Here is a 21,253-nt window from a genome sequence, read left to right as displayed (position 1 = left end):
TGGGGAGGCATCCGTCGTTGTTCGAGAGGACGACGGGCCGGCCTGCGAGCTTCGGGTCGAACAGTCGCTCGCAGGAGACGTAGAACGAGTTGACGTCGACCAGACCGATCCGCTGCTCAGAGCGCACGGTGGAGGTGGTGGAGGCAGACGGTGACGACGCCCCACACCTGGAGGTCGCTGAGCTCCGGGACGAGGATCGGCGGGTACTCGGAGTTCTCGGCGCGCAGGATCACGCCACCGGGGGAGAGTTCGAGGCGCTTGACGGTGAGTTCGCCGTCGAGGATCGCGACGACGACGTTGCCGTGCTTGGGGGAGAGGGAGCGATCGACCACCAGCTCATCGCCATCGCTGATGCCGGCACCGACCATGCTCTCCCCGGAGACGCGGACGATGAAGGTGGACGTCTTGTCGCGGATCAAGTGGTCGTTGAGGTCGAGAGAGCCGTCGAAGTAGTCCTGCGCGGGGGAGGGGAAACCGGCCGCTACCGCGTCGCCAGCAACGAGGAACGCGATCGCCACGGCGTCCGGCGCCGGAGTCGAGATCCGCTCCACGATCGTCACAGTCATCTCGATACCTCCCGACGTGTTCGAACGTATGTTCGATGAAAGTCGAGTGTGGGTCGGAGGATCTGACACCGCTCATGTACGCCGGTCGGCGGGGCCGTCTCGGGCGCGTCGAGCTCGGGTCCGCGTCGACGTCGAAGGGCAGCGTCGGGGCTAGGCAGCGGTGGAGGACCACCAAAGCGAGCCGGGGGCGAGCATGCCGGTGCGTCCCCAGTGCAGCGCCTCGCGGTGATCGCCGCGGCCGGCGGCGTCGCGGGGGTAGAGCGGCCAGACGCGCTCGCCAGCGGTGGTGTCCTCGAACAGGGGTCGGCTCGACACGTGTCGGCGTCGCGGGCGTTGCCTGGGGGAGGAGGAGCGGTGCGCGAGCTCGGCTTGCCACCAGGCCCACACTTCGCGCTCGACGTCGTAGCGGTGCGCTCGATCCGTCAACGCTCCGTCGACCCCGATCGCACGAGCGGCGGCGGTTCGGCGGTCACGCTTGGCCTGGGTCCAGCCGTGGGTGTGCTTGACGATGAGCCGGTGTGCGCGCAGGCGGGAGAGGGCGGTGGCGGCGGTGCGGGTGGTCACTCCCAGCAGGGCGGCTGCGGCGTCGAGGGCGAGGGTCCCTTCTCGGCGCAAGAGCGCGTACGCCTTGCCTGCCAGGTGTCCGAGGCCGGCGCGGGTGAAGAGGTCGTGCCGAGTGTCCGTGAGGTCGGCCTCGAGCGTGGCTAGCAGCATGGTTCGTTCGGTGAAGAGCGGCCCGGGGGGGCGGGGGTTATTAGTAGTTGTGACCGGACCTTGCGGGGGGCCTGTGGAAAAGTGCTTGGCCAGTCGCCATTCGCTGGCGTTGGATCCGTCCGCGCGGACGACGAGCCGCACGTAGCCGTCCTCGCGCAGCGTCCGCAGGGCGCTGGCCGCGGTGGTGCGGCCCAGGCCCGCCAGGAGGGCCAGGTCGCGGATGGACGCGGCGACGGTGCGCTTGCCGGTGTGCAGCGTGAGGTAGGCCAGGGCGGTGAGGATCGTCTTCTCCGACGTCGCCCGCTCGCTCCTGCCCCACCGGCCCGGGCTCACCCGGAACCGGTCCAGGAGGGCGCTGACGGCGCCGACGAGGCTGTCCAGCTCCGCCAGGTCGCTCGGCTCGCGCTCGGGCGGAAGAACGGCGTGCAGCGCCGCGTACTGGCGGGCCTTCTCCCACTGCCGCGCCAGGCGCTCGGCGGCCTCGTCGCGGGCGCGGGGCCGGCGATGGCCGCGCCCGGTGTTCTTGGTCCGGTAGTGCTCCATCCCGGGAGCGGTCCGGGCGGCGTGCTCGACGTCGGTCAGGGACCAGCCGGCGTGCGCGGCGGAGAGCAGGCACATGAACGCGGTCCACGAGGGATTCGCGCCGCCGCCGGGCGTGGCCATGTGCGCGGCGCCGGCAGCGCTGAGCGCCCGGTGCGTTTGGTGCGCGGTGGCGGTGGGTACTGGGGGAGTGGCGTCGACGCGCCGCGGCGGCCGAGACGCTTCCAGCGCATCCGTCACGGCCTCGATCGCGGCCGCGGTGACGGTCGTGTCCAGCAGCTCCTCTGCGCGGCCGCGGAGGACGCTCGAGAAACTGCCGTCGCGGTGCGGAGACAGCGGCGGACGGGCGGCGCCGGTGCGCGGGTTGCGGAGCATCCCGTAATCCAGGGTGCGGAAGTTCGCTCGAGCGGCGATCGCCAACCGGGCCACCAACTCGGCCGAGGCGCCTTCCGCGAGAGCAACCCACAGGTGGCGGCCTCCGGTGCCGGAGGACTGGCACACGACGTGAGCGACCTGGTGCGCGTCGAGGACGGCGGAGAGGGCGTCGCAGTCGTCTGCGGCCTGCTCCATGAGGTCGGCGTCGACGCCGCGGGAGTCCTTGCCGTCGAAGTCGAAGCACAGCAGCCGGAACGCTCCGGCGTCGTCGGCGAGGTAGATCGCCCACGGCGCGGCCGGCGCGACGGCGGAGACAGGGAACGCGGCCGGATAAGCGTTCTCATCCAGGCGCCCGTAGGCGTCCGGACGCATCGTGCGCACGGCGGCACGGGGGCTCAGCCGGCGCGTCAACATCCACGGCACCGAGAAGGAGTCGACACGGGCATTTTGGGCGTGCGAAGACACAGCGGCATGGCTTACGATGAGGTCACTTCTCCTCCCTCGGGTGGCGATGACGAAGGCCCGGCCTAGGAAACCGGTACTTCGGGAAACGGCTTCACACCTGTCGCCCTGGTAAGCAGTGGTGTGAAGCGAGAGCTTCTAGGCCCGTCGCGTGAGCGGCGGGCCTAATGCGTTAAGTGGGGTTGATGAGCAGCTCCTCGCTCGTCAGAGTCGGGTCAACAGGCCACCACGACGGAATGCCCTGGTCGGTGAGTTCCGTCTCTACGTGGGCGACCATGCGCTCGAAGAAGACGGCCGACGACACGTTCGCGCGCTGCGCGATGCTGTCGACGCGATCACGCGCGTCTTGCTCGACGGTCCAGCCCAGAGAGATAGGTCGGACCATCGTCCCTCGCTTGCGTCGCGGTGCAGCCATGCGGACACGCTATTGCTACTACTGCGCTTAAGACGACGCGACACGCGCAGATTGATCGTTAATCGATCCACCAGTCGCCGGCGCCTCGTCGTCACGCGGCCGCTGCTACGCGGACCCGGGCGGCGGCAGGTCCTAATGCGCAACCGCCTCGCGAGCAGAGATGTCCGTGCGGGCGTACTCGCCGTTCTGCCGGCGCACGAGTACGCCGTAGCCCATCAGCGTGCGGGTGATGCGCGCAAGGGGAAGAACGTCGACGCCAGTGTGTCGACCAAGGTCACTGAGGGTGAGCGGGCCGCTGTCGAGCGCGCGCATCAGCTCGACACCCTCGACGGTGTTCAGAGCTAGCTGTAGTTCGAGGCATGAAAGGTCAGCCACAGATGGTCTCCTCGACGTCTGGTTGAGGTCGTTCACAGCAAGCTCCCGAAAACCGGTATCCTGACAATGCTTTTGCGTTTGGCAAGACCGTAACAGACGGCAAGCGACTGTTCGACCCGAAGGACACAACACATGCCACTAGCCCCCCAAGCTCTCCCCGGAGCACTCACACGATCCCTGGGCCGGGTGCTCCGAGCCCGCATGGTCGACCGCGCGGTATCCCTGGCCGAAGCGGCACGAGCGGTTGACGTGTCCGAGGGACAGCTCTCTCGGATGCTCCACGCGAAGCGACGCATGGACGTCGAACAGCTCGACCTCCTGTGCCGATTTCTCGAAATCGATGCCGTCGAGACGCTGCGTGCCGCGAAGAACGGAACGCTGACCGCGGCGGACGTCGCGCCTGCCCCCGGGGCTGCGGTGAACCAGGACGTACGGGAGCTCGGTCGTCGGATGGGCGCTCTCGCACGCCTACAGGACGACGGTGGGTACCGTGCGGTGTCTCTCGCCGCCGGCCGTATCGGCGTCGCCCTGTCTCAGAACGAGTGGCATGACCTCCTCGACGGCGCGATCGCTTCCTTCCCGAGGGATGAGCTTCTGGGAGCTATCAGCTCCGCGCTTGGGGTGCCGCGTGACTATCTGACGACAGGGGACCAAGAGTTCGTTGCTCGGGTGGAGGCTGAGGAAGAGCTGGCCCACGCCATGCGATCGACCGGAACCTTGCGCATCGCGGCCCGCAACCTGTCGAGCCTCAGCCCGGATGAGATCCGGGCAATTGCCAAGTTGGTCCGCGACAGTGGGCCAGATGGGGGTCACCAGTGAGCGTGTGGCCGGCAGAAGCTGAGACGGAAGAATCCTTCGACCCCTCCGCGACCGTCTCGGCCATGATCGACCGGCTTGGCCTCGAACCAGGCATGTCGCTCAAAGGAATTGTCGACAGGGTGGCCGCGGTCTACCGCAAACCCATCGTCTTGCAAGCGGTTTCGGACGATCGTCTCCGGCAGCTCACCGGACTGTTTCGCGACACTCCCAGCCGGGGCTACGTCTCGTTCCGGTTGACCGACCCGCTGTCATATCAGCTGCACTGCATCTGCCATGAACTCGGCCATGCATGCTTCCACCACGAGGACTGTGACGTGCTCCGCGGCGCTGATATTGATCTGACGGACGGTGGCACCTTGGGCGAGGCGGTGATCAAGGCGCAGGGGCGTGGACTGACGCGCAGCCGCTCGGAAATCGTCGCGGAGGAGTTCGCGTACCGTCTCATGACCTGGCTGCTCGGCACCGATCTGCAAGCAGAGGAGAGCGTCTTCGGATGATGGGATCAATCCCGGGCGAAGCGCTCGTGTGGGTGAGGCTGGCGATCATCGTCTCTCTCGCGCTTTGCGTCGCGCTCTTCTTCGGCCGCGCTGTCGGCTCGACCAAGGACCCAGCCCGACGACCAGCGTGGATCGCGTCTCTCTTCGGCCTGATCGCGATCCTGACGCTCGGCGTGGTCATCCCGCTGCAATGGGTTGATGCCGCCCTTGGCGGGTCGAATTTCTGGAACCTCGCGCAGGCCCTATGCGCGACCATCGCCTTCTGGTTCTTCTACCGCGCGACACGACTGGGGGCGGGGCTGCCCGGCCCCGAGAAGCCGCGCTGGTTCGCGCTCAGCGCTGTTCTGGGAGGGCAGACAGTCCTGTTTGCCCTCATTCAGCACCGCGGAGGTACGTCCGAGACGTTCGTACGGGACTACATCACTGACCCCGCTTGCTACGCCTACCTCATGCTCTACATCGTCACGATCGGAGTCCTCACGGGACGATCAGCGCTCATTCGAGCGCGGAAGCTGCGGGGCACATCGATCGTCTTCTTCGCCGGCTTCGCTCTCGTCGCTCTCGCCTGCGCCACTCACGTCGTTTACTTGACCGTGGCTCACTTCGAGTGGGGGCAGGAATCGCAGAGCGAGGCGCTGCGCGGCCTGTTCTACCTGATTTTCGGCCCCGGGATTCTTCTTCTGATCGTCGCGTTCGCAAAGGTGTTCGTGCAGCGCCAACGGAAGCTGCTGCAGCCGGTATGGCGTGTGCGAGCACTTCGCCTGGCGTTGATCCGGCGGAAGGTGACGGATACGCCTCTGACGCTCTTGGGGGCGTGCAGAGCCCTGTTCCTGCCGGAGCCGCGCGCTCGTGCAAACTCGGAATCCACCGTCCTCTACGACGCCACGAACGCGGAGGACGCGCTGCTCACGTCGAGCGAGCGGCACCTGCTGGAACGAACGAATTCGGGCATCTTGCGTCACCTTGGCCTCGAGGACGAACTTCGAGCGATGGCTGAGGTTGTGCAGTGACGGGACTTTCCACGGTCGCCTGGGGAGTAGGCGCGGCGACAACCGCCGCTCTCGGCATGGGTGCTCTCGCGGCTGATGTCGCCCTGATGCGCAGAGCCGTTCTGCGCGGACGCCCGAAGGTGTTGCCTGTCACAATCGACATGGCGCAGCGGACAATCCGCCTGCCGTCGACGGACGGGACGCGGGCGCCGGGGGAGTACGGCGTATGGGTGAACAATGGCCGGGGACACCTCCAAGTAGGGGCCGTCATCCACGACGACTCCGACTCCGTGGAACGCCGCATCGAGGACGCGCGCGGGGACGTAGCCGAAGCGACTGAGGGGCGCTGGACGGGCCACGCTTTCGCACACGCCTCATCGCTCGGGTTCGCCTACGAAGACGTCGACGTCCCTGCTGAGGACGGTGACCGACCGGCATGGCTGTTCGCAGCCGGCGACGGTCGCCGCTGGGCGCTCCACCTCCACGGAATCAAGTCTTCGCGAGCCTCGGCCCTTCGATCGGTACCGATCGCCGTTGAACTGGGGATGACGTCACTCGTGCCCTCGTTCTACGGCGATGTCGAGGGGGATGCCGCACCTGGTGCCGAGCCGGAGGGGGCGACTCTCGGACTCCGGGAGGCGCGCGACGTCGACCGCGCCATCGCCTTCGCGATCGCGAGCGGAGCTGAGGAGCTCGTGCTGTTCGGCTGGTCGATGGGGGGAACGATTGCGCTGCTTCTTGCGGAATCCTCGCAGTACCGGGACCGGATCACGCAGCTCGTGCTCATCGGGCCGGCCGTGCAGTGGAAGGCTTCGATCGAACGCGGAATAGCAGCGGCTCGACTGCCTGCCTGGATCGGGGCGCCCCTGTTCCGTTCGTTGGAATCGCGATGGTTGAGCAGGCTCGCGCGGATGGCCGAGCCGACGTCGTTCGCGCGGTTGAACTGGCTTCGAGGGGACCGGTCGGTCGATGTCTCGACCCTCGTGCTGCACTCGGCCGGCGATCGAGATAACGACCTTGCCGAGAGTCGCCAAATGGAGCGGCTGAACCCGTCGACGGTAACGGTCCACGAGTTCCCGCCCGTCCCTCACCTGATGGAGTGGAATGTCCACAGGCGGCTGTTCGAGAGCGTCGTGCGCGATCGCCTCAGCTCGTAGAGCTGGCGGAGGACGCGCCGCGTAGTTCGCGGAGGCGTTCTTCTGCAAGGTGGCGCAGCGTGGGATTGTCGGCAGCGTCGCGCAGAGCGAGTTCGAGTTGCTGTTCCAGCGTCCGCGGTCGTGACGGGTTGGTGTAGTTGTGCCAGGCCAGGTCTAGCTCCCACCCTCGGTAGTGATTACGCGAGTAGAGCCCGTTCTGCTGTCGAGCTGCGTTGTCGCCAGCCTCGGCATCACGGCCGTACTCAACGGTGATGACCCCGTAGTCCTCTAGCTCCTTCAAGACACGTCCGAGCGATCCGTAGGGGATACCCGTCTCTCGAGCGATGATCCCGCGGGTAGCGCCGGTCACGGTGTCCAGGTAGCGCAGCACTTCGGCGCGCGAACGATTCCCGTTGACCAGGATTGCAATCTCGACGTCCACGGGCCTCGGATCCGGGGTTGGCCACTCGACTCTTGGAGACATGCGCTCCATTTTCCTTGGTGGAGGCCTCCAGCGTCGCCGCGACACCGGCAACTCGATCAGCGCTGCACATTCGCTGATTGCTGACCAAACGTCGGTAGCTCCATTATGCACACTTCCTTACTCGATAACGGTGCGTTATTGGTTCGGTAAACGATACACTGGACGCAACGGAAGTCGAGCGAAGGAACGTCGTGCGCGGTCGCAAGTTGTCAGCATCAGTAGTCGCATCGAGCGCACTGCTCCTGGTCGGCTGTGCTGCGCCGATGACCACCGCCACGCCCGAAACGCCGTCTGCCGCGACAGCAACCCCGGCAGACCCGAACACCGAGCCGGCCTTTCCTACCAGCCCCCCGACCTCGCCTGCGGACATCCCCGTCGATGTAGAGCCGACTCAGGCTCCGGGCGTCGAGGGAGACACCATCGCGGTTGCGACGTCGACGGTGACGGCCTTCTGCCGACCGTCGCTGAACTATGACACGTGGATCGCTGAGCTCTACCCGTTCCTCTCGCAGCAGGCCGCGGTGGCCTACGAAACGGTCGACCCCGCGAACGTGCCCTGCACGACCCTCACCGGTGCCGCGACGGTTCGTGACGGGGACGGCGCCTACACGATGCGCATCCTCGTCCCCACTGACGCCGGCGACTATTCCGTCTACGTCCACCGCACCGTCGAGACCGGTCCGTGGGCTGTCGAGCAGATCACCCCCCTGGCGTCGGAGTAGCCCGGTGGCGAAGGGGGGAATGGGGGTTCTCGCGGCGGTCCTGGCACCGCTCCTTGCGATCGCACTGCTGCTGTGGCTGCTGTTCTTCGGTGCCGCTGAGGACGCGGCCGCAGCATGCCTGCCGGGCGGCGGACCGGTGAACGTCTCCGCGATCCCCGCGGACGCGAAGGTCGGGGCCTACGGTCACGACCAGCTCGTGAACGCAGCACTCATCGTCAACGCGGGCGCTGCGAAGGGCCTCGGCGCCGATGGGCAGACCCTCGGCGTGCAGACGGCGATCGGGGAGTCCTCCTTGGTGAACATCAACTACGGCGACGGTGCGATCAACCCAGACGGTTCGGTCGCTGACTCGATCGGACTGTTCCAGCAGCAGTCGAGCTGGGGCACCGTCGAGCAGCGCATGGACCCGACGACCTCGGCGGGCTTCTTCTACGACCGCCTCGTGGCCGTCGAGGGGTGGCAGGCGATGGAGCCCTCGATCGCGATCAACAAGGTTCAGCGCAACGCGGACCCGAACCACTACACGAAGTACCGCGCCGACGCCGTGGCGATCATGACCTACCTGAACAGCCTCGGCAGCAGCACGACCGCACCCACGGCCACCACTGCGCCGGTGAGCGTCCCGTCGACGCCGACGAGCACCGCGATGTCGACGGCCGCGCCGGTCGGCGGATGCGTCCCCGTGTCCGGCGACGCGCAGGCACTCGCGGTCGGCCTCGTGACGGCGATGGAGGAAAGCCGGCTGCGGCTGCTCGAGGACCGCTACGCGCAGCAGATCCGCGACATGGCCGCCGGGACCGCCAAGGAGAACTGCGGGATCGACGTCCGCATTCTTCAGATCATCACGATCGCCCTGAACACGTTCGAGCACGTCGGCGTCTCGGACCTCAACCGCCAGTGCACCGGCTCCCTGCTCGGAGCGGGGACGGGCTCGTCGCACTGGATGAACGGCGGCGGCAACGCCGTCGACTTCTTCTCCTTCAACAACACCGCCACCACCGGCTGCGACGCGAACGCCCTGCAACTGCTGACGGTCCTGGACCCCCAGGTGCCCCAGGGCTCTCGCGCCGGCCAGATCCAATGCCGCTCGACCACCTATCAGCACATCACCCAGTTCGGTGACACCCCGAACCACCTGCACTTCGACGTCGCCTACGCCGACGGCCCCCTTACCACCGGATAACCGGACCCTTTCGACGCCGCGACCGCGACGCCGATCACCCCGCACCACCCACAACGAAACGGAGCACACACCATGTCTGTCCTCATCTCGGCAGCGGCCGACATCCTCACCACCGCGGGCGCGCTCGGCGCGGTCGTCCCGGACCCGGGCCCCGGTGGCATGCCCCCCGGATTCGAGGCCTTCACGACCGTCATGGGCTGGGCCAAGTGGGTCGGCCTCGGCGTCGCCGTCGTCGGCCTCATCATCCTCGGCGTCACCATGACCGTCTCCGCCCGCCGCGGCGAAGGCGGAGAGATCGGCGGCTGGCTCGGACGCCTCCTCGTGGGTGTGATCGTCATCTCCGCCGCGTTCACGATCGTCGGGTTCCTGATGGGCGCATAGCGTCCCCGGGAAACCGACACCACCAACAGAAAGGCAAGGGACGTCATGAACGACTCCGAACCGCGTAACCCGTTCACCAAGAAGGGCTTCATCGTCGGAGCCGCCATCGTCGGAGCACTCGCCCTCTCTGCCATCGTGCTCGGCGTGACGTCCCTCGGGACCGGGGGAGGCGGCACCAAGACCGCCGCCCCCGGCACTCCCACCCCGACCTCCACCGTCTCGGCGGACGCCGAAAGCGTGTGCGGACTCTCCGGTTACGAGGAGACCGGCATCCTCACCGCACCGCCGACGACGGAGTGGACCATCGTCGGCACCATGGCCGCTCCTAGCTCCGCTGAGGCCGGCCCTGGGGAGACCGACAGTGACGGGGTACGCACCTGCTACGCGCACACCGCCGAAGGTGCTCTCTTCGCTGTCTCGAACCTGTGGGCCATGGGTTCGGATGCTCGACTCGCACCGCTCGCAGTGGAGCAGCTCACGGCACCGGGACCCGGCCGCGATGCCGCTATCGCCGCCGACACACAGCAGAGCAACACCGGCACCAGCGTGCAGATTGCGGGCTTCAAGGTGCTGTCGTACGACGGAGAGAACGCGACGATCGACACCGCATTCGAGCTGAACACAGGCTCGCTGATCAGCTTCCCGTCCGCGGTGAAGTGGATCGACGGCGACTGGAAACTCGTCGTCACCGACGAAGGACAGCCGCCCTTCCGCCCCACCACGCTGCAGAACCTCGGCGGCTACATCGTCTGGGCGGGTGTCCAGTGATCGCAATCACCACAACCGGCGGCGGAGAGGCATGCCTCCCCATCGACGTCCCCTGCTGGACCGGCGTCGCGGTCGGCAACGTCGTCTCGAAGGCATCGAACGATGCCTTGCAGCAGTTCGTCAACAACATCTTGGAGGGCTATGGCAAGGCGATCGCCTCTCTCGGTACCGTCTGGATGAACGTGCCCTCCCCGGTCACAGTCGTGGACCAGGGCGGCGGCGTCAACGGTGGCGGCACACCGCCGCTACCGGAGGCGTTCGAGACGATTCTCGGCTACGTGACGTGGGTCTCCGCGGGCCTGGCCGTCATGTCCCTGATCGTCGCGGGCGTGATGATGGCGAGCCGTCGCCGGCACGGCGACGGCGAAGCTCACATGGGCCGCATCGGCGTGATTCTCGTCGCCGTGCTGCTGCTCTCGTCCGCGTCGGCGCTCGTGACTGGGTTCCTTCCGCTGGCGATGCACCTGAACGAGTCCTCGAGCGTCGTCGGCTGGGTGCAGGGGCAGTTGCAGTGGTACACCGGTGGACTCGCGATCCTCGCGATCCTCGTCGCCGCCGCGCGGATGGTGTGGACGCAGCGCGCGATGCCGTTGCGCGAGCTCGCCGGCTCCGTGCTGACTCTGATCGCGGTGGCCGGCGCAGGGCTGGTCGTCATCCGCCTGGCGACCCAGGCGGGCGATGAGTTCTCGATCTGGATGCTGAACAACTCGACCAACTGCGACGTGTCCCAGCAGGGTGAGAGCAACTGCTTCGGCACCAACGTCTTCGGGATGATCGCACTCACAGCGACCTCCGGAATCGGTCTGATCGGCCTCTTCCTGCTGGGCATGCTCGCCGTGTTTATGACCTACGTGCAGATCGCGCTGATGGTGTTCCGCGGCGCGATGCTCGTCGTCCTCGCCGGGATCTTCCCGCTCGCCGCCTCGTTCACGAACACCGAAATCGGTCGGCAGTGGTTCAAGAAGGCGATGGCCTGGACCCTCGCCTTCATCCTCTACAAGCCCGCCGCGGCGATCGTCTACGCGATCGCCTTCCGGATGACCGGCACCGACCTGTTCAAGTCGGACGGCACCGGGCTCTTCCAGATCGTCACCGGCCTCGCTCTGATGCTCATCGCGCTCGTGGCCCTGCCCGCGCTGATGCGCTTCCTCGTCCCGGCCGTCTCCTCGGTCGGCGGTGGCGGCGCGGCGGGCCTGCTGCTGGGCGCCGCGGCTCTCTCGGCCGCGGGTGACGTCGCGACGGGCGCGATCCGCGCGAGCAACAACGGAGGCGGTGGTGGCGGGAATGGCGGCGGGGGAGGCGGCAATAGCTCGTCTACGGACGGACCGTCCGGCAGCACGTCGACGCCGGGCTCTCCGGCGTCGACGTCGGCCGCTGACCCGTCCGGGTCGGCGGCGACGGCCGGTAGCGGCGCCGGTGCTGGTGCCGGAAGCGCGGCGACGAGCGGTGCGGGAGCTGCCGCGTCGAGCGGTGCCGGGGCCGGGGCAGCCGCGAGCGGCGCCGCGGCCACGGCTGGCCCAATCGGCGCCGGTATCGCCGTCGCGACGAAGGCCGCGGAGGGCGCGAAGCATGCCGCTCAGGCCGTGAAGGCCGGCACCGAAGAAGCGACCGGCAGCAACGAGAGCGGGAGCTAACCCATGTCCAGCACAGCAACCGAGCCGATCAAGGCTCGCACCTACGGCAACTGGCGAAAGCCTCAGACCGCCGGCCTCGGCGGGCTCGGGCAGCTCGCCACCCTCGTGATGTTCGTGGGCATCGTCGCCTCGATCATCGCGTCCATGTTCTCCGGCCTAGGTCCCGCACTCATCGTCGCCGCCATCTTCGGCGGCATCCTCCTGACCGTCTCGGTCAAGGACAAGCACGGGCAGAGCGCCCTCGGAAGGATGGTGGTCCGCGTGAACTGGTGGCGTACCAAGAGCAAGGGAGCGAACGTCTACCGCTCCGGTCCGATCGGGCGCGCGAAGTGGGGGACGTTCCAGCTGCCGGGCCTGGCCGCGCCCTCGCAGCTCACCGAGCACGAGGACTCCCACGGCCGCCGGTTTGCTCTGATCAGCACCCCGATGACAAAGCACTTCACCGTGGTGCTGGCGACGGAGCCGGATGGCGCCGCGCTGGTGGATCAGGAGCAGATCAACAACCAGGTCGCGGAGTACGGCATCTGGCTCGCCAACCTCGGAGACGAGCCCGGCATCGAGGCCGCCTCCGTGACGGTCGAGACGGCCCCCGACACGGGTACACGCCTGCGCGGTGAGGTCGAGGGGTCGATGGACCCGGACGCGCCGCTGTTCGCGCGAGCAATGCTCCAAGAGGTCGTAGAGACCTACCCGGTCGGATCGGCCACGATCCACGCCTACATCGCGCTCACGTTCACGGCGACGGCCCGCATCAATGGAAAGCGCCGCAATGCGAAGGAGGTCGCCGCGGACCTCTCCGCCCGCATCCCCGGCCTGACGTCGTCTCTCGCGGCGACGGGTGCGGGCGCAGCGCGGCCCCTGAGTGCGCAGGAGCTGTGCGAGGTCATCCGCACCGCGTACGACCCCGACGCGGCGCTCCTGATCGATCAGGCGCGCGCAGAGGGTGAGACGGCGGACCTGTCCTGGACCGACGTCGGCCCCGCGGGCGCCGAAGCGCACTGGGACTCCTACCGTCACGACGGTGCGGTGTCGACGTCGTGGACGATGACCGCGCCCCCGCGCGGCGTGGTCCAGTCGAACATCCTCGCTCGCTTGCTGGCACCGCACCGTGACATCGCCCGCAAGCGCGTGACACTGCTCTACCGGCCTATCGATCCCGCTCGAGCGGCGGCGCTGGTGGAGGCGGACCTGAACGCGGCCCAGTTCAACTCTTCCGCGTCCACCAAGCCCACGGCGCGCTCGACGCTCTCGACCCGCTCGGCGCAGGCCACGGCCGCGGAGGAAGCCTCCGGCGCAGGGCTGATGAACTTCGGCCTGATCGTCACCGCGACCACGCTGCAGCGTGGCCAGGAGCCCGAAGCGCGCGCCGCGATCGACTCCCTCACCTCGGCCGCCCGACTGCGGATGCGGCCGGCGTTCGGCTCGCAGGACTCCGCCTTCGCCGCCGCCCTCCCGCTGGGGCTGGTCCTGCCCCGGCACCTGCGCATCCCCAACGAGATGCGGGAAATCCTGTGACACACCCCGCCACCACCAGGACGGCACTGGACACACGTCCGGTGCCGTCCCGGGTTAACCCTCAGCCCTCACCCGTCTTTGTCGTCGTTCCGACCCTTCTTGGAGGCCCCCAGTGAGCAGCACCACCAAGTTCTTCTCCCGCCACCGCGACACCGAGCCCGTCGACGCGATCGCTGCCGTCGACGGCGACGAGCTGCCGACCGGCGCCGTCGACGTCGACCAGAGGGAGGAAGCCGGCGACGTCGACGCGCTCGACTCCGCCACGCCCACGGGCGCGGTCGGAGCCCCGACGACGGCGCAGGCCGCGGCGACGTCGACGGACGCTCGCGCCCGTTCACGCCGCACGCGGAAGGCTGAGGAGGAGGCCGCCGCAGCTCGCGCCGCCAGCTCTCCTCTCGCCCGCGAGAAGCCCTCCAAGCGGTCGCGGAAGAAGCGAGCGATCCCGCACCAGGGCGGCAGACAGAACATTGAGAAAGAGTCGGCGCCGAAGCGACCGATGCGGCCGACGTCGACGGGATGGCTGGGCCGCGGCGGCGGCCAGGCCGTCTCGATCCAGCCTGCCGATGAGTTCCGCGCGACGACCGTTCAGGTGTGCGGGCTGTACCCGTTCTCGGTCGGAACGGGCACGCCCATGATTGGCGTGCCGTTGGGGAAGAACCTCACCACCGGGGCCTCCGTGTTGTGCGACCCGATCAGCTGGTTCCAGCGGGCGCAGCTCATCTCCAACCCGTCGATGTTCGTCCTCGGCAAGCCGGGTCTCGGGAAGTCCTCGCTGACCCGTCGCATGGCGACCGGGCTCGCCGGATACGGCACCATCCCGCTGGTCCTCGGTGACTTGAAGCCCGACTACGTGGACCTGATCCGCGCGATGGAGGGACAGGTCATCACCCTCGGCCGCGACCGCGGCTACCTCAACATCCTCGACCCCGGCGAGGCGACCAGCGCGGCGAAGCGCCTCCGCGACGACGCCGACCAGGCGCTCGAGCAAGCCGCGGAGCTCGACGCCAGCGGCGGCGACTCCAAGGAACTGCACCTGCGTGCGGTGAAGGCGCAGCGCCTCGCCGCTCAGGTCCTCGCGGACGCTCACGGCCGCCGGCACACGATGATCGCCGCGCTCCTGACGATCCTCCGCTCCCAGCCGCCCACGGACCGGGAGGAGACGATCATCGACCGGGCGCTCAAGTACCTGGACGAGCACCACGAGGGCATCCCCGTCCTCGCGGACCTGCTCGCCGTCATCCAGGCCGCGCCGGACGAAATTCGACAGGTCGCCCTCGACCGCAACGACCTCAAGCGGTACAAGGAAATCACCGAGAACCTCGAAGCGTCCCTCATCGGCCTCACCTCCGGTGGCCGACTTGGCGAGATCTTCTCCCGCCAGACCACCACCCCGATGCGGCGGGACCGCCCCGTGGTCTACGACGTGTCCTCGATCGATGACTCCGAAGGCGACCTCCAGGCGGCGATCCTCCTCGCGTGCTGGTCCGCCGGGTTCGGGACGGTCAACGTCGCCGCCGCGCTGGCCGACGCGGGGATCGAGCCCCGCCGGCACTACTTCGTGATCCTGGACGAGCTGTGGCGGGCGCTGCGCGCGGGCAAGGGCATGGTCGATCGCGTCGACGCGCTCACCCGCCTGAACCGCGCCCGCGGCGTGGGCCTCGCGATGATCAGCCACACCATGTCCGACCTCCTCGCACTGTCCAGCGAAGAGGACCGGATGAAGGCCCGCGGCTTCGTGGAGCGCTCCGGCATGGTCATCTGCGGCGGCCTCCCCGGCGCGGAGATGCCCCTGCTCACCTCCGCTGTGCCGCTGTCCTCGAAGGAGCAGGAGATGCTCACGAGCTGGCAGGACCCGCCCGCCTGGGATGGCGTCTCCGGGAAGGAAGCGGACCCGCCCGGCCGTGGCCTGTTCCTAATCAAGGTCGGTGGCCGTCCCGGCATCCCCGTCCGCGTCCACCTGACCGGAGCGGAGAAGGACGTCAACGACACCAACAAGCTCTGGCACACCACGAGCCGCGCCGGACGCGCGAACGAGCCCCTGGCGACCGATCCGGTCATGGTGGAGATTCTGCCGTGAGCGTCCTCGTCGCCCTCGGCGCGAGCTGCGTCGCGGCCGGCGCGGCCGGCGCCGCGATCGTCAGCGTGATCGCCGCCCGCCGTCAGGGGGCGGCGGAGCGCGATCGGTTTCTACTCACGGGCTGCTGGACCGGGATCGCCCTCATGGCGGGCTTCGTCGCCTGGGACCAGTGGGACCGGGTGATCGTATGAGCTGCACGTCGACGGTCGTCTACGACGGCTACCTCTGGGGCTGCTCGATGACGACGACGCTCCCGCACACCGACCACATCACGGACCTGCCCGTCGAGTACGCCGACAACGGCCAGGCCCTCCTCACCTGGGGCACCAGCCGACAGGCGGCCAGCGACGACACGACGGCCCACTACGACGGGCCGATCTACGAGCGATGCGAGCCGCGCCGGTTCCTGCCGGCATCCGCTCCGCTGCTCCAGCGGGCGACGTCGTGATCGCCGCCCGCACCGGCGACGCGCTGCTACGGGGTCCGCTCGGCCAGATCGGCGCTGTCGCCGGGCTCCTGGCCGTCGCGGTCCTCGTGGCCACGGCCGCCACCCTCGCATTCACCGCGACGGTGCAGCACGCGATCCCCGCCCAGACCACTCTCACCAGCCCAGCACCGACCGAAGGAGCCGCACCATGAGCCTCACGAACAACCGCCGGAAAGAGCCCGGGAAGGCCAGTAACGGCTTCGGGGTCGCGTTCGCTGCCGGCGGCGTCCTGATCATCGCTCTGACCATCTACATCGCGGTCCGCGTCGGATCCCAGGTCGACGGCGTGAATCCCGACATGGACACCGACCCGTCGAACTTCTTCTCCGTCGTGGTCGACGTGTTCCGCGGCCGACTCGTCTGGCCGGGCACCGCGACGCTCATCGTCGCCGGGATCGGCGCCGTGGTCGTGTTCTTCGGCACCCTGTTCCTGATCGCGAAGAACGGCGGGAAGAAGAACCGGACCCCGATCGACTGGACCGCCCGCCACACCGCGACCTCCGCGGAGATGAGCCACATGCGAGGCAAGGAGGCGAAGGAGAAGTCGGCCCGACTGGGCGTGACCGACTCGTTCGGTGTCCCTCTGGGTGACCTCCTCAGCGACGGTCGACCTCTCTACGCCTCGTTCGAGGACATGGTGCTGCTGCTCGCCGGCCCCCGCGTAGGCAAGTCGACCTCGTTCGTCATCCCCGCGATCGTCAACGCTCCCGGGTCCGTGGTGACGACCTCGAACAAGCGCGACGTGCTCGACGCGACCCGTGACCTCCGCGCAGCACGGGGGCAGGTGTGGGTGTTCGACCCGCAGCGCGTCGCGGTCGAGCCGCCGTCGTGGTGGTGGAACCCCCTCTCCTACGTCACCGACGACGCCAAGGCCGCGAAGCTCGCGCAGCACTTCGCGTCCGGATCCAGCGAGGTCGGAGCGCGCTCGGATGCGCACTTCGAGCCCTCCGGCCGCGAGCTGCTGGCAGGCTTCCTGCTCGCGGCAGCCCTCGATGGCCGCCCGATCACGGACGTCTACGAGTGGACGACGAAACCGGGCGATGAGACGGCCGGCGACATCCTGGCCTCGAGCGATTTCCCGCTGATGGCCAAGAGCTTGCAGGGCGCGACACGGTTGGAGCACCGAGAGCGCGGATCGGTGTACTCCACTGCCCGGCGCATGGCCTCCTGCCTGAAAGACTCCGGCACCCGCCAATGGGTGAACCGCACCGGCGAGAACGACCCCCGACCGGAATTCGATCCGGCCGCATTCGTGCGCTCCACCGGGACGCTCTACAGCCTGTCCAAGGAGGGCGCCGGCAGCGCCGGCCCCCTCGTCCTCGCACTCACCGCCGCGACCGTCGAGGCCGCGGAGGAACTGGCGGCCGTCTCGCCCGGCGGCCGGATGCAAACCCCGATGCTCGGCGTACTTGATGAGGCGGCGAACGTCTGCCGCTGGCGGGACCTCCCCGACCTCTACAGCCACTACGGCTCCCGCGGGATCCCGATCATGTCGGTGTTCCAGTCCTGGTCGCAGGGCGTCAGCGTGTTCGGACGGGAGGGCATGGACAAGCTGTGGTCGGCCGCGAACGCGAAGATCTACGCGGGCGGAATCTCCGAGACGAACTTCCTGCGGATGGTGTCGGAGCTGATCGGCACCTACGACCGCGAGACGACCTCCGCGAGCATGAACAAGGGCGTGCGCTCCACCACCAGCGCGTTGAAGCGCGAACTGATCCTCGACGTCGCAGAGCTCGCGAACCTCCCCACGCCGAAGAAGGGCCGCAAGATCGGGCGGGCGATCCTGATGTCCTCCGGCTCGCGTGCCGCGATCCTGCGCACGGTGCCGTGGTTCGACGGCCCCAAGCCGCTCGTGGCTGCGATCAACGCCTCCATCGCAAACCACCGACCGGGCGCAGCGCCGACACCGACGCCGGAGCCGGAGCCGGAGCCGGGGCCGGGACCGGGACCGGGACACGATCTCGCGCCGGTGACTCCCGCATGAGCGGCTACGACGACGACCCGTTCGGCGCCGACGAGCCCGCCACCGCGGCAATGAGCGCCGACGTCGAGGCGGGGGAGGAGCCGACGACGCACTTCGGATCCGCGGATGAGTTCGTGCGCAAGCAGCTCATCGGCACCTACCGGCGCCGAGTCATGGCGCAGGGCTCCGGCGGCGGTTCGCGGTGGAAGGCGGCCTGGTGGGAATCGAAGGAAGCGCAGCAGCGCATCGAGGCTCTGTGGCGGGCGTGGGAGGCCGCACGTGCCGACCCGAAAGCAGGGATGAGCGCGTGGTGGATCAATCACTGCGACCCGCACATGAGCGTCCTGCTCTCACCGGACGGGCCGTTCGCAGACTCCACGGACGAGAACCGGATCGGGGAGGCGCTGCCCTACGAGCCGCCGGTCGAGGGCGCGTTCCCACCCGACCTTCAACCGCCGCTGTACACGGAGATGCTCCTACAGCGGCGAAGCGATACCCCTACAGGATGTAACAGGTAGGGCCTTTCCGACCCGCAGGGACGCTCCCCATTCGTCCTCCTGCACGTCGCCGAGAATGATGAGCCTCCGCGCGCGATCTTCGACCGGCACCGGTCTCGCGTCTTCCGCCAAGGCCTCGCGCTGGTGCCGAGCATCAACAGTGCCGGATCACGTCCGGGAAGGATGCTGACTCACTCGGTCGTCGGGGAGAGACTGGTGCCGGAGCACGATGCCGGCACGGGTACCGCATCGTCGCTGTCGATGCGGGGCACGGTTCCGGCCCAGTCGTTCATCGCGTCGAGCACGGGCCGCAAACCGTGACCGACCGGAGTCAGCTCGTACTCGACCCGCGGAGGGATCTCCGGGTAGGCGGTGCGCGTGACCAGCCCGTACGTCTCGAAGCGCCGCAGCCGGTTAGTCAGGGTGTGCGCGCTCACTCCCGGCAGCGCCTTCATCAGGTCGCCGAACCGCATCGGTCCGTTCAGAAGCTCGCGGATGACGAGCGTCGCCCAGGGGCCGTCCAGGAGGGTCAGGAAGCGCGCTATCCCGCACTCGGGCCACTGATCAGCGGAGAATGACATCGAATCGGCCCTCTCACCATTACTGCAGTTGACGTAACCGGTGCAACGTCTGCAGTAATGCTCTCATGACCTACATCGTTCACGGAGCGACCGGTGCGCAGGGCGCTCCCGTCGCCGCCGCCCTCCTCCGCTCCGGCAAAATCGTCACCGCAGCCGTCCGCACCCCCGGTGCCTACACCTCCGGGCCGGCTGTCGCGGTCGACGCCTCCGACATCGACAGCCTCGTCGCGGCGTACAGCGGCGCCGAGGGCGTCTTCGTCCACTTGGCACTGGGGTCCCCGACGCAGCAGCTCGAGCACGCTCGGACGATCGCCGCGGCCGTCGACCGGGCCCGCCCCGCGCGCGTGGTCTTCTCGACCAGCGGCTACCCGCTCGGGGACACGGACGACAGCCCACACGGGGTCCTCGCGCGCGGGCTCGCCGCGACGGGCGTCCCAACCGCGGTCCTCGCGCCCCGCCTCTACCTGGAGAACCTCCTCCTCCCGCCGGTGATCGCCTCCGTCCGCGAGCAGGCCGTCCTCCCGTACCCGATCCGGGAGGACTTCCGCGTGTCCTGGAGCTCGCACCTCGACGTCGCCGACGCCGCAGCGCGCCTGTTCGAGCGGAGCGACGTCACCGGCGTCGTCGCCGTCGGCGCCCTGCCCGGACTCCTCGGCGAGGATCTCGCCACCGGCTTCAGCCGCTACTTCGGGAAGGACGTGGTCTTCCACGCGCAGACCCCCGATGAGTTCGGCGCCATGACGATCCCCCTGTTCGGTGAGCAGGGGATGACCCCCGTGATCGACTCGTACCGCTGGCGCGCCACCCAGCCGGACGAACTGATCGAGGAGGCGCGCAGCGCGCAGACTCTGCTGGACCTCTCGCCGCGCACGGTGGAGCAGTGGCTTCAGGACCTCGACGCCTGAGCAGTCGATCATGCGGTGACGGACGACGTGGCGCTGCGGGGCGGCGCCACGACGTCCGGTGAGGCAGCACCCGTGCACCCGTATCACGCGGCATCACTACGCCAGCACGCGGGGCGGCAGCCTCGTGACTCCACTTCGACGCCGGCGCCGCCTCTCTGCCGGGGGCTCGTCGAAGCAGGTCCTTGCCGTGCAGATCAGCACGGACAGCACCAGCGGCGCGAGGACACCGAGAGGACCGGGAGCGTCCCCGCCGCCGACGACGTGCGAGAACAGAGCGGTAAAGGTGGCCACCACCGCCGCTGCGAGACCCCGGAGGGTGCGCAGCTGACGGGAGGCGGACATCGGTTCAGTGTCGCAGATGGCTACGAGGCCGGCTTCGGGAAGCCACGACCTTCGCGCTCCTCCTCGAGGAGGTCTGCCGGAGCTCTGCCGGTCGCTTACGGTCACCCGTGAGGGTGAAGGAGCACTCCGAGGAGTACTGGTACACGCGTTGTACTCACGTCATTGTTCACGGTAACATTTTACAATTCCGTCGTTCACAAGGATGTGACATGCGCCGTTTCCGTCGTACCGCCCTGCTCTCCGGAGCCGTCTGCGGACTGCTCCTCGCCTCCGGGCTCGTCGCGAGCGGAGGGGCGGCCTCGGCCGCGACCCTGCCCGCCCCCGCGGCCCACTACCCGCTGAGCACCGATCTCGTCGACACCGCCGGCGACTACGACGGCCGCGCGGTCGGCGCCGTGACCTGGGCCGACGGCCTCACCCTGCCCGGCGGCTCCGGCACGGGCCCCCACGCGAGCCTCCCCGCCGCGGTCGTCACCGACCAGGGCGAGGACCTCACCGTCTCGACCTGGGTGAAGCGCGAGGTGCCGAACGGCAACTACTCCGCCCTCTTCTTCGGCACCGCGGCGAACCCCGACGTACCGACGAACTACTGGCTCCTGAACCCCTCGAATCCGAGCGGCACGGCGAAGAGCGTCTTCACCGACGGAGCGAGCGCCACCCAGCCCTGGTCGACCGAGGTCGGGCCGTCCTCGGCGGTGACCTCGGTGCCCGCCGCGCCTCGCTCGCAGTGGGCGCAATACACCACGGTCATCACGGCCGACTCGATCCGCGGCTACCTCGACGGCGTGGCGATGGGCCCGGCGGTGCCGAAGACGACGCGCATCGC

General features: G+C 68.6%; 24 protein-coding genes and 1 pseudogene. 18 read left to right on the top strand and 7 right to left on the bottom strand.

The features are described from left to right. Nucleotides 1-4: 4 nt before the first annotated feature. The 5 genes and pseudogenes from C5C10_RS18455 to C5C10_RS14530 form a co-directional block, all read right to left on the bottom strand. Nucleotides 5-127: pseudogene (locus C5C10_RS18455) on the bottom strand (hypothetical protein); the annotation flags it as partial. Continuing rightward, on the bottom strand, nt 117-566 hold the full coding sequence (locus C5C10_RS14545; protein ID WP_104292846.1) for a LexA family transcriptional regulator: 450 nt from the start codon (nt 564-566) through the stop codon (nt 117-119). The pseudogene C5C10_RS18455 and the gene C5C10_RS14545, both read right to left, overlap by 11 nt. Before the next feature lie 150 nt (nt 567-716). Continuing rightward, nucleotides 717-2,567 (bottom strand): hypothetical protein, encoded by a 1,851-nt coding sequence (locus C5C10_RS14540; protein ID WP_374953354.1) that lies wholly within the window; start codon nt 2,565-2,567, stop codon nt 717-719. Nucleotides 2,568-2,829: 262 nt separating this feature from the next. After that, on the bottom strand, nt 2,830-3,072 hold the full coding sequence (locus C5C10_RS14535; RefSeq protein ID WP_104329598.1) for a hypothetical protein: 243 nt from the start codon (nt 3,070-3,072) through the stop codon (nt 2,830-2,832). Nucleotides 3,073-3,204: 132 nt separating this feature from the next. Beyond that, a complete protein-coding gene (locus tag C5C10_RS14530; RefSeq protein ID WP_146082174.1) occupies nt 3,205-3,483 on the bottom strand; it encodes a hypothetical protein in 279 nt (92 codons plus the stop codon). Nucleotides 3,484-3,579: 96 nt separating this feature from the next. Between C5C10_RS14530 and C5C10_RS14525 the strand changes: the two genes are divergently transcribed. The 4 genes from C5C10_RS14525 to C5C10_RS14510 all read left to right on the top strand — a co-directional run bounded on the left by C5C10_RS14525 (nt 3,580) and on the right by C5C10_RS14510 (nt 6,909). Then, on the top strand, nt 3,580-4,266 hold the full coding sequence (locus C5C10_RS14525; protein WP_104329596.1) for a helix-turn-helix transcriptional regulator: 687 nt from the start codon (nt 3,580-3,582) through the stop codon (nt 4,264-4,266). A 62-nt stretch (nt 4,267-4,328) separates the two neighbouring features. Beyond that, nucleotides 4,329-4,763, top strand: coding sequence for a hypothetical protein (locus C5C10_RS14520; RefSeq protein WP_104329595.1), 435 nt, complete (start codon nt 4,329-4,331; stop codon nt 4,761-4,763). Then, entirely contained in the window at nt 4,760-5,773 is a 1,014-nt protein-coding gene (locus C5C10_RS14515) for a hypothetical protein (RefSeq protein WP_104329594.1), read from the top strand. Before C5C10_RS14520 ends, C5C10_RS14515 begins: the two co-directional genes overlap by 4 nt. A 56-nt stretch (nt 5,774-5,829) precedes the next feature. Further along, nucleotides 5,830-6,909, top strand: coding sequence for a S9 family peptidase (locus C5C10_RS14510; RefSeq protein WP_104329593.1), 1,080 nt, complete (start codon nt 5,830-5,832; stop codon nt 6,907-6,909). Here the strand turns inward: C5C10_RS14510 and C5C10_RS14505 are convergent. Further along, a complete protein-coding gene (locus C5C10_RS14505; protein WP_104329592.1) occupies nt 6,899-7,330 on the bottom strand; it encodes a helix-turn-helix transcriptional regulator in 432 nt (143 codons plus the stop codon). The two genes, C5C10_RS14510 and C5C10_RS14505, sit on opposite strands and share 11 nt — an antisense overlap. A gap of 305 nt (nt 7,331-7,635) precedes the next feature. Here C5C10_RS14505 and C5C10_RS14500 point away from each other — a divergent pair, with 305 nt between their 5' ends. The 12 genes from C5C10_RS14500 (at nt 7,636) to C5C10_RS14445 (ending at nt 18,620) form a co-directional block, all read left to right on the top strand. After that, the gene (locus C5C10_RS14500) at nt 7,636-8,094 is read left to right on the top strand and encodes a hypothetical protein (RefSeq protein ID WP_104329591.1); all 459 of its coding nucleotides are present in this window, start codon (nt 7,636-7,638) and stop codon (nt 8,092-8,094) included. A gap of 19 nt (nt 8,095-8,113) precedes the next feature. Next, nucleotides 8,114-9,277 (top strand): hypothetical protein, encoded by a 1,164-nt coding sequence (locus tag C5C10_RS14495; RefSeq protein WP_104329590.1) that lies wholly within the window; start codon nt 8,114-8,116, stop codon nt 9,275-9,277. A gap of 72 nt (nt 9,278-9,349) precedes the next feature. After that, nucleotides 9,350-9,658, top strand: a complete 309-nt coding sequence (locus C5C10_RS14490) for a hypothetical protein (RefSeq protein WP_104329589.1) — start codon at nt 9,350-9,352, stop codon at nt 9,656-9,658. Between the two features lie 45 nt (nt 9,659-9,703). After that, nucleotides 9,704-10,426: a hypothetical protein gene (locus tag C5C10_RS14485; protein ID WP_104329588.1), complete on the top strand. Its 723-nt coding sequence runs from the start codon at nt 9,704-9,706 to the stop codon at nt 10,424-10,426. Further along, on the top strand, nt 10,315-12,060 hold the full coding sequence (locus C5C10_RS14480; RefSeq protein ID WP_146082173.1) for a hypothetical protein: 1,746 nt from the start codon (nt 10,315-10,317) through the stop codon (nt 12,058-12,060). Before C5C10_RS14485 ends, C5C10_RS14480 begins: the two co-directional genes overlap by 112 nt. 3 nt (nt 12,061-12,063) lie before the next feature. Beyond that, nucleotides 12,064-13,575: an SCO6880 family protein gene (locus C5C10_RS14475; protein WP_181067941.1), complete on the top strand. Its 1,512-nt coding sequence runs from the start codon at nt 12,064-12,066 to the stop codon at nt 13,573-13,575. A gap of 496 nt (nt 13,576-14,071) precedes the next feature. Then, nucleotides 14,072-15,652, top strand: coding sequence for an ATP/GTP-binding protein (locus tag C5C10_RS14470; protein WP_258060607.1), 1,581 nt, complete (start codon nt 14,072-14,074; stop codon nt 15,650-15,652). Continuing rightward, nucleotides 15,649-15,843, top strand: a complete 195-nt coding sequence (locus C5C10_RS14465; RefSeq protein WP_104329586.1) for a hypothetical protein — start codon at nt 15,649-15,651, stop codon at nt 15,841-15,843. Before C5C10_RS14470 ends, C5C10_RS14465 begins: the two co-directional genes overlap by 4 nt. Continuing rightward, on the top strand, nt 15,840-16,100 hold the full coding sequence (locus tag C5C10_RS14460) for a hypothetical protein (RefSeq protein ID WP_104329585.1): 261 nt from the start codon (nt 15,840-15,842) through the stop codon (nt 16,098-16,100). Before C5C10_RS14465 ends, C5C10_RS14460 begins: the two co-directional genes overlap by 4 nt. Next, nucleotides 16,097-16,291, top strand: coding sequence for a hypothetical protein (locus tag C5C10_RS14455; protein ID WP_104329584.1), 195 nt, complete (start codon nt 16,097-16,099; stop codon nt 16,289-16,291). The genes C5C10_RS14460 and C5C10_RS14455 overlap by 4 nt, the downstream gene beginning before the upstream one ends. Then, nucleotides 16,288-18,123 (top strand): type IV secretory system conjugative DNA transfer family protein, encoded by a 1,836-nt coding sequence (locus tag C5C10_RS14450; RefSeq protein WP_104329583.1) that lies wholly within the window; start codon nt 16,288-16,290, stop codon nt 18,121-18,123. The genes C5C10_RS14455 and C5C10_RS14450 overlap by 4 nt, the downstream gene beginning before the upstream one ends. Further along, nucleotides 18,120-18,620 (top strand): DUF4913 domain-containing protein, encoded by a 501-nt coding sequence (locus C5C10_RS14445; RefSeq protein ID WP_219813272.1) that lies wholly within the window; start codon nt 18,120-18,122, stop codon nt 18,618-18,620. Before C5C10_RS14450 ends, C5C10_RS14445 begins: the two co-directional genes overlap by 4 nt. Nucleotides 18,621-18,790: 170 nt before the next feature. Here the strand turns inward: C5C10_RS14445 and C5C10_RS14440 are convergent, their stop codons facing one another. Further along, nucleotides 18,791-19,180, bottom strand: a complete 390-nt coding sequence (locus C5C10_RS14440) for a helix-turn-helix domain-containing protein (RefSeq protein WP_104329582.1) — start codon at nt 19,178-19,180, stop codon at nt 18,791-18,793. A 65-nt stretch (nt 19,181-19,245) separates the two neighbouring features. Between C5C10_RS14440 and C5C10_RS14435 the strand changes: the two genes are divergently transcribed. Continuing rightward, nucleotides 19,246-20,085, top strand: coding sequence for an SDR family oxidoreductase (locus C5C10_RS14435; RefSeq protein WP_104329581.1), 840 nt, complete (start codon nt 19,246-19,248; stop codon nt 20,083-20,085). Between the two features lie 551 nt (nt 20,086-20,636). Beyond that, on the top strand, nt 20,637-21,253 hold a 617-nt coding region (locus C5C10_RS14430), incomplete at its 3' end, for a LamG domain-containing protein (protein ID WP_146082172.1).

Source organism: Rathayibacter sp. AY1A3 (assembly GCF_002930975.1).
Classification (GTDB): domain Bacteria; phylum Actinomycetota; class Actinomycetes; order Actinomycetales; family Microbacteriaceae; genus Rathayibacter.
Note: the sequence above shows the minus strand (reverse complement) of the source record. Positions and strands in the feature narration are given on the sequence as shown.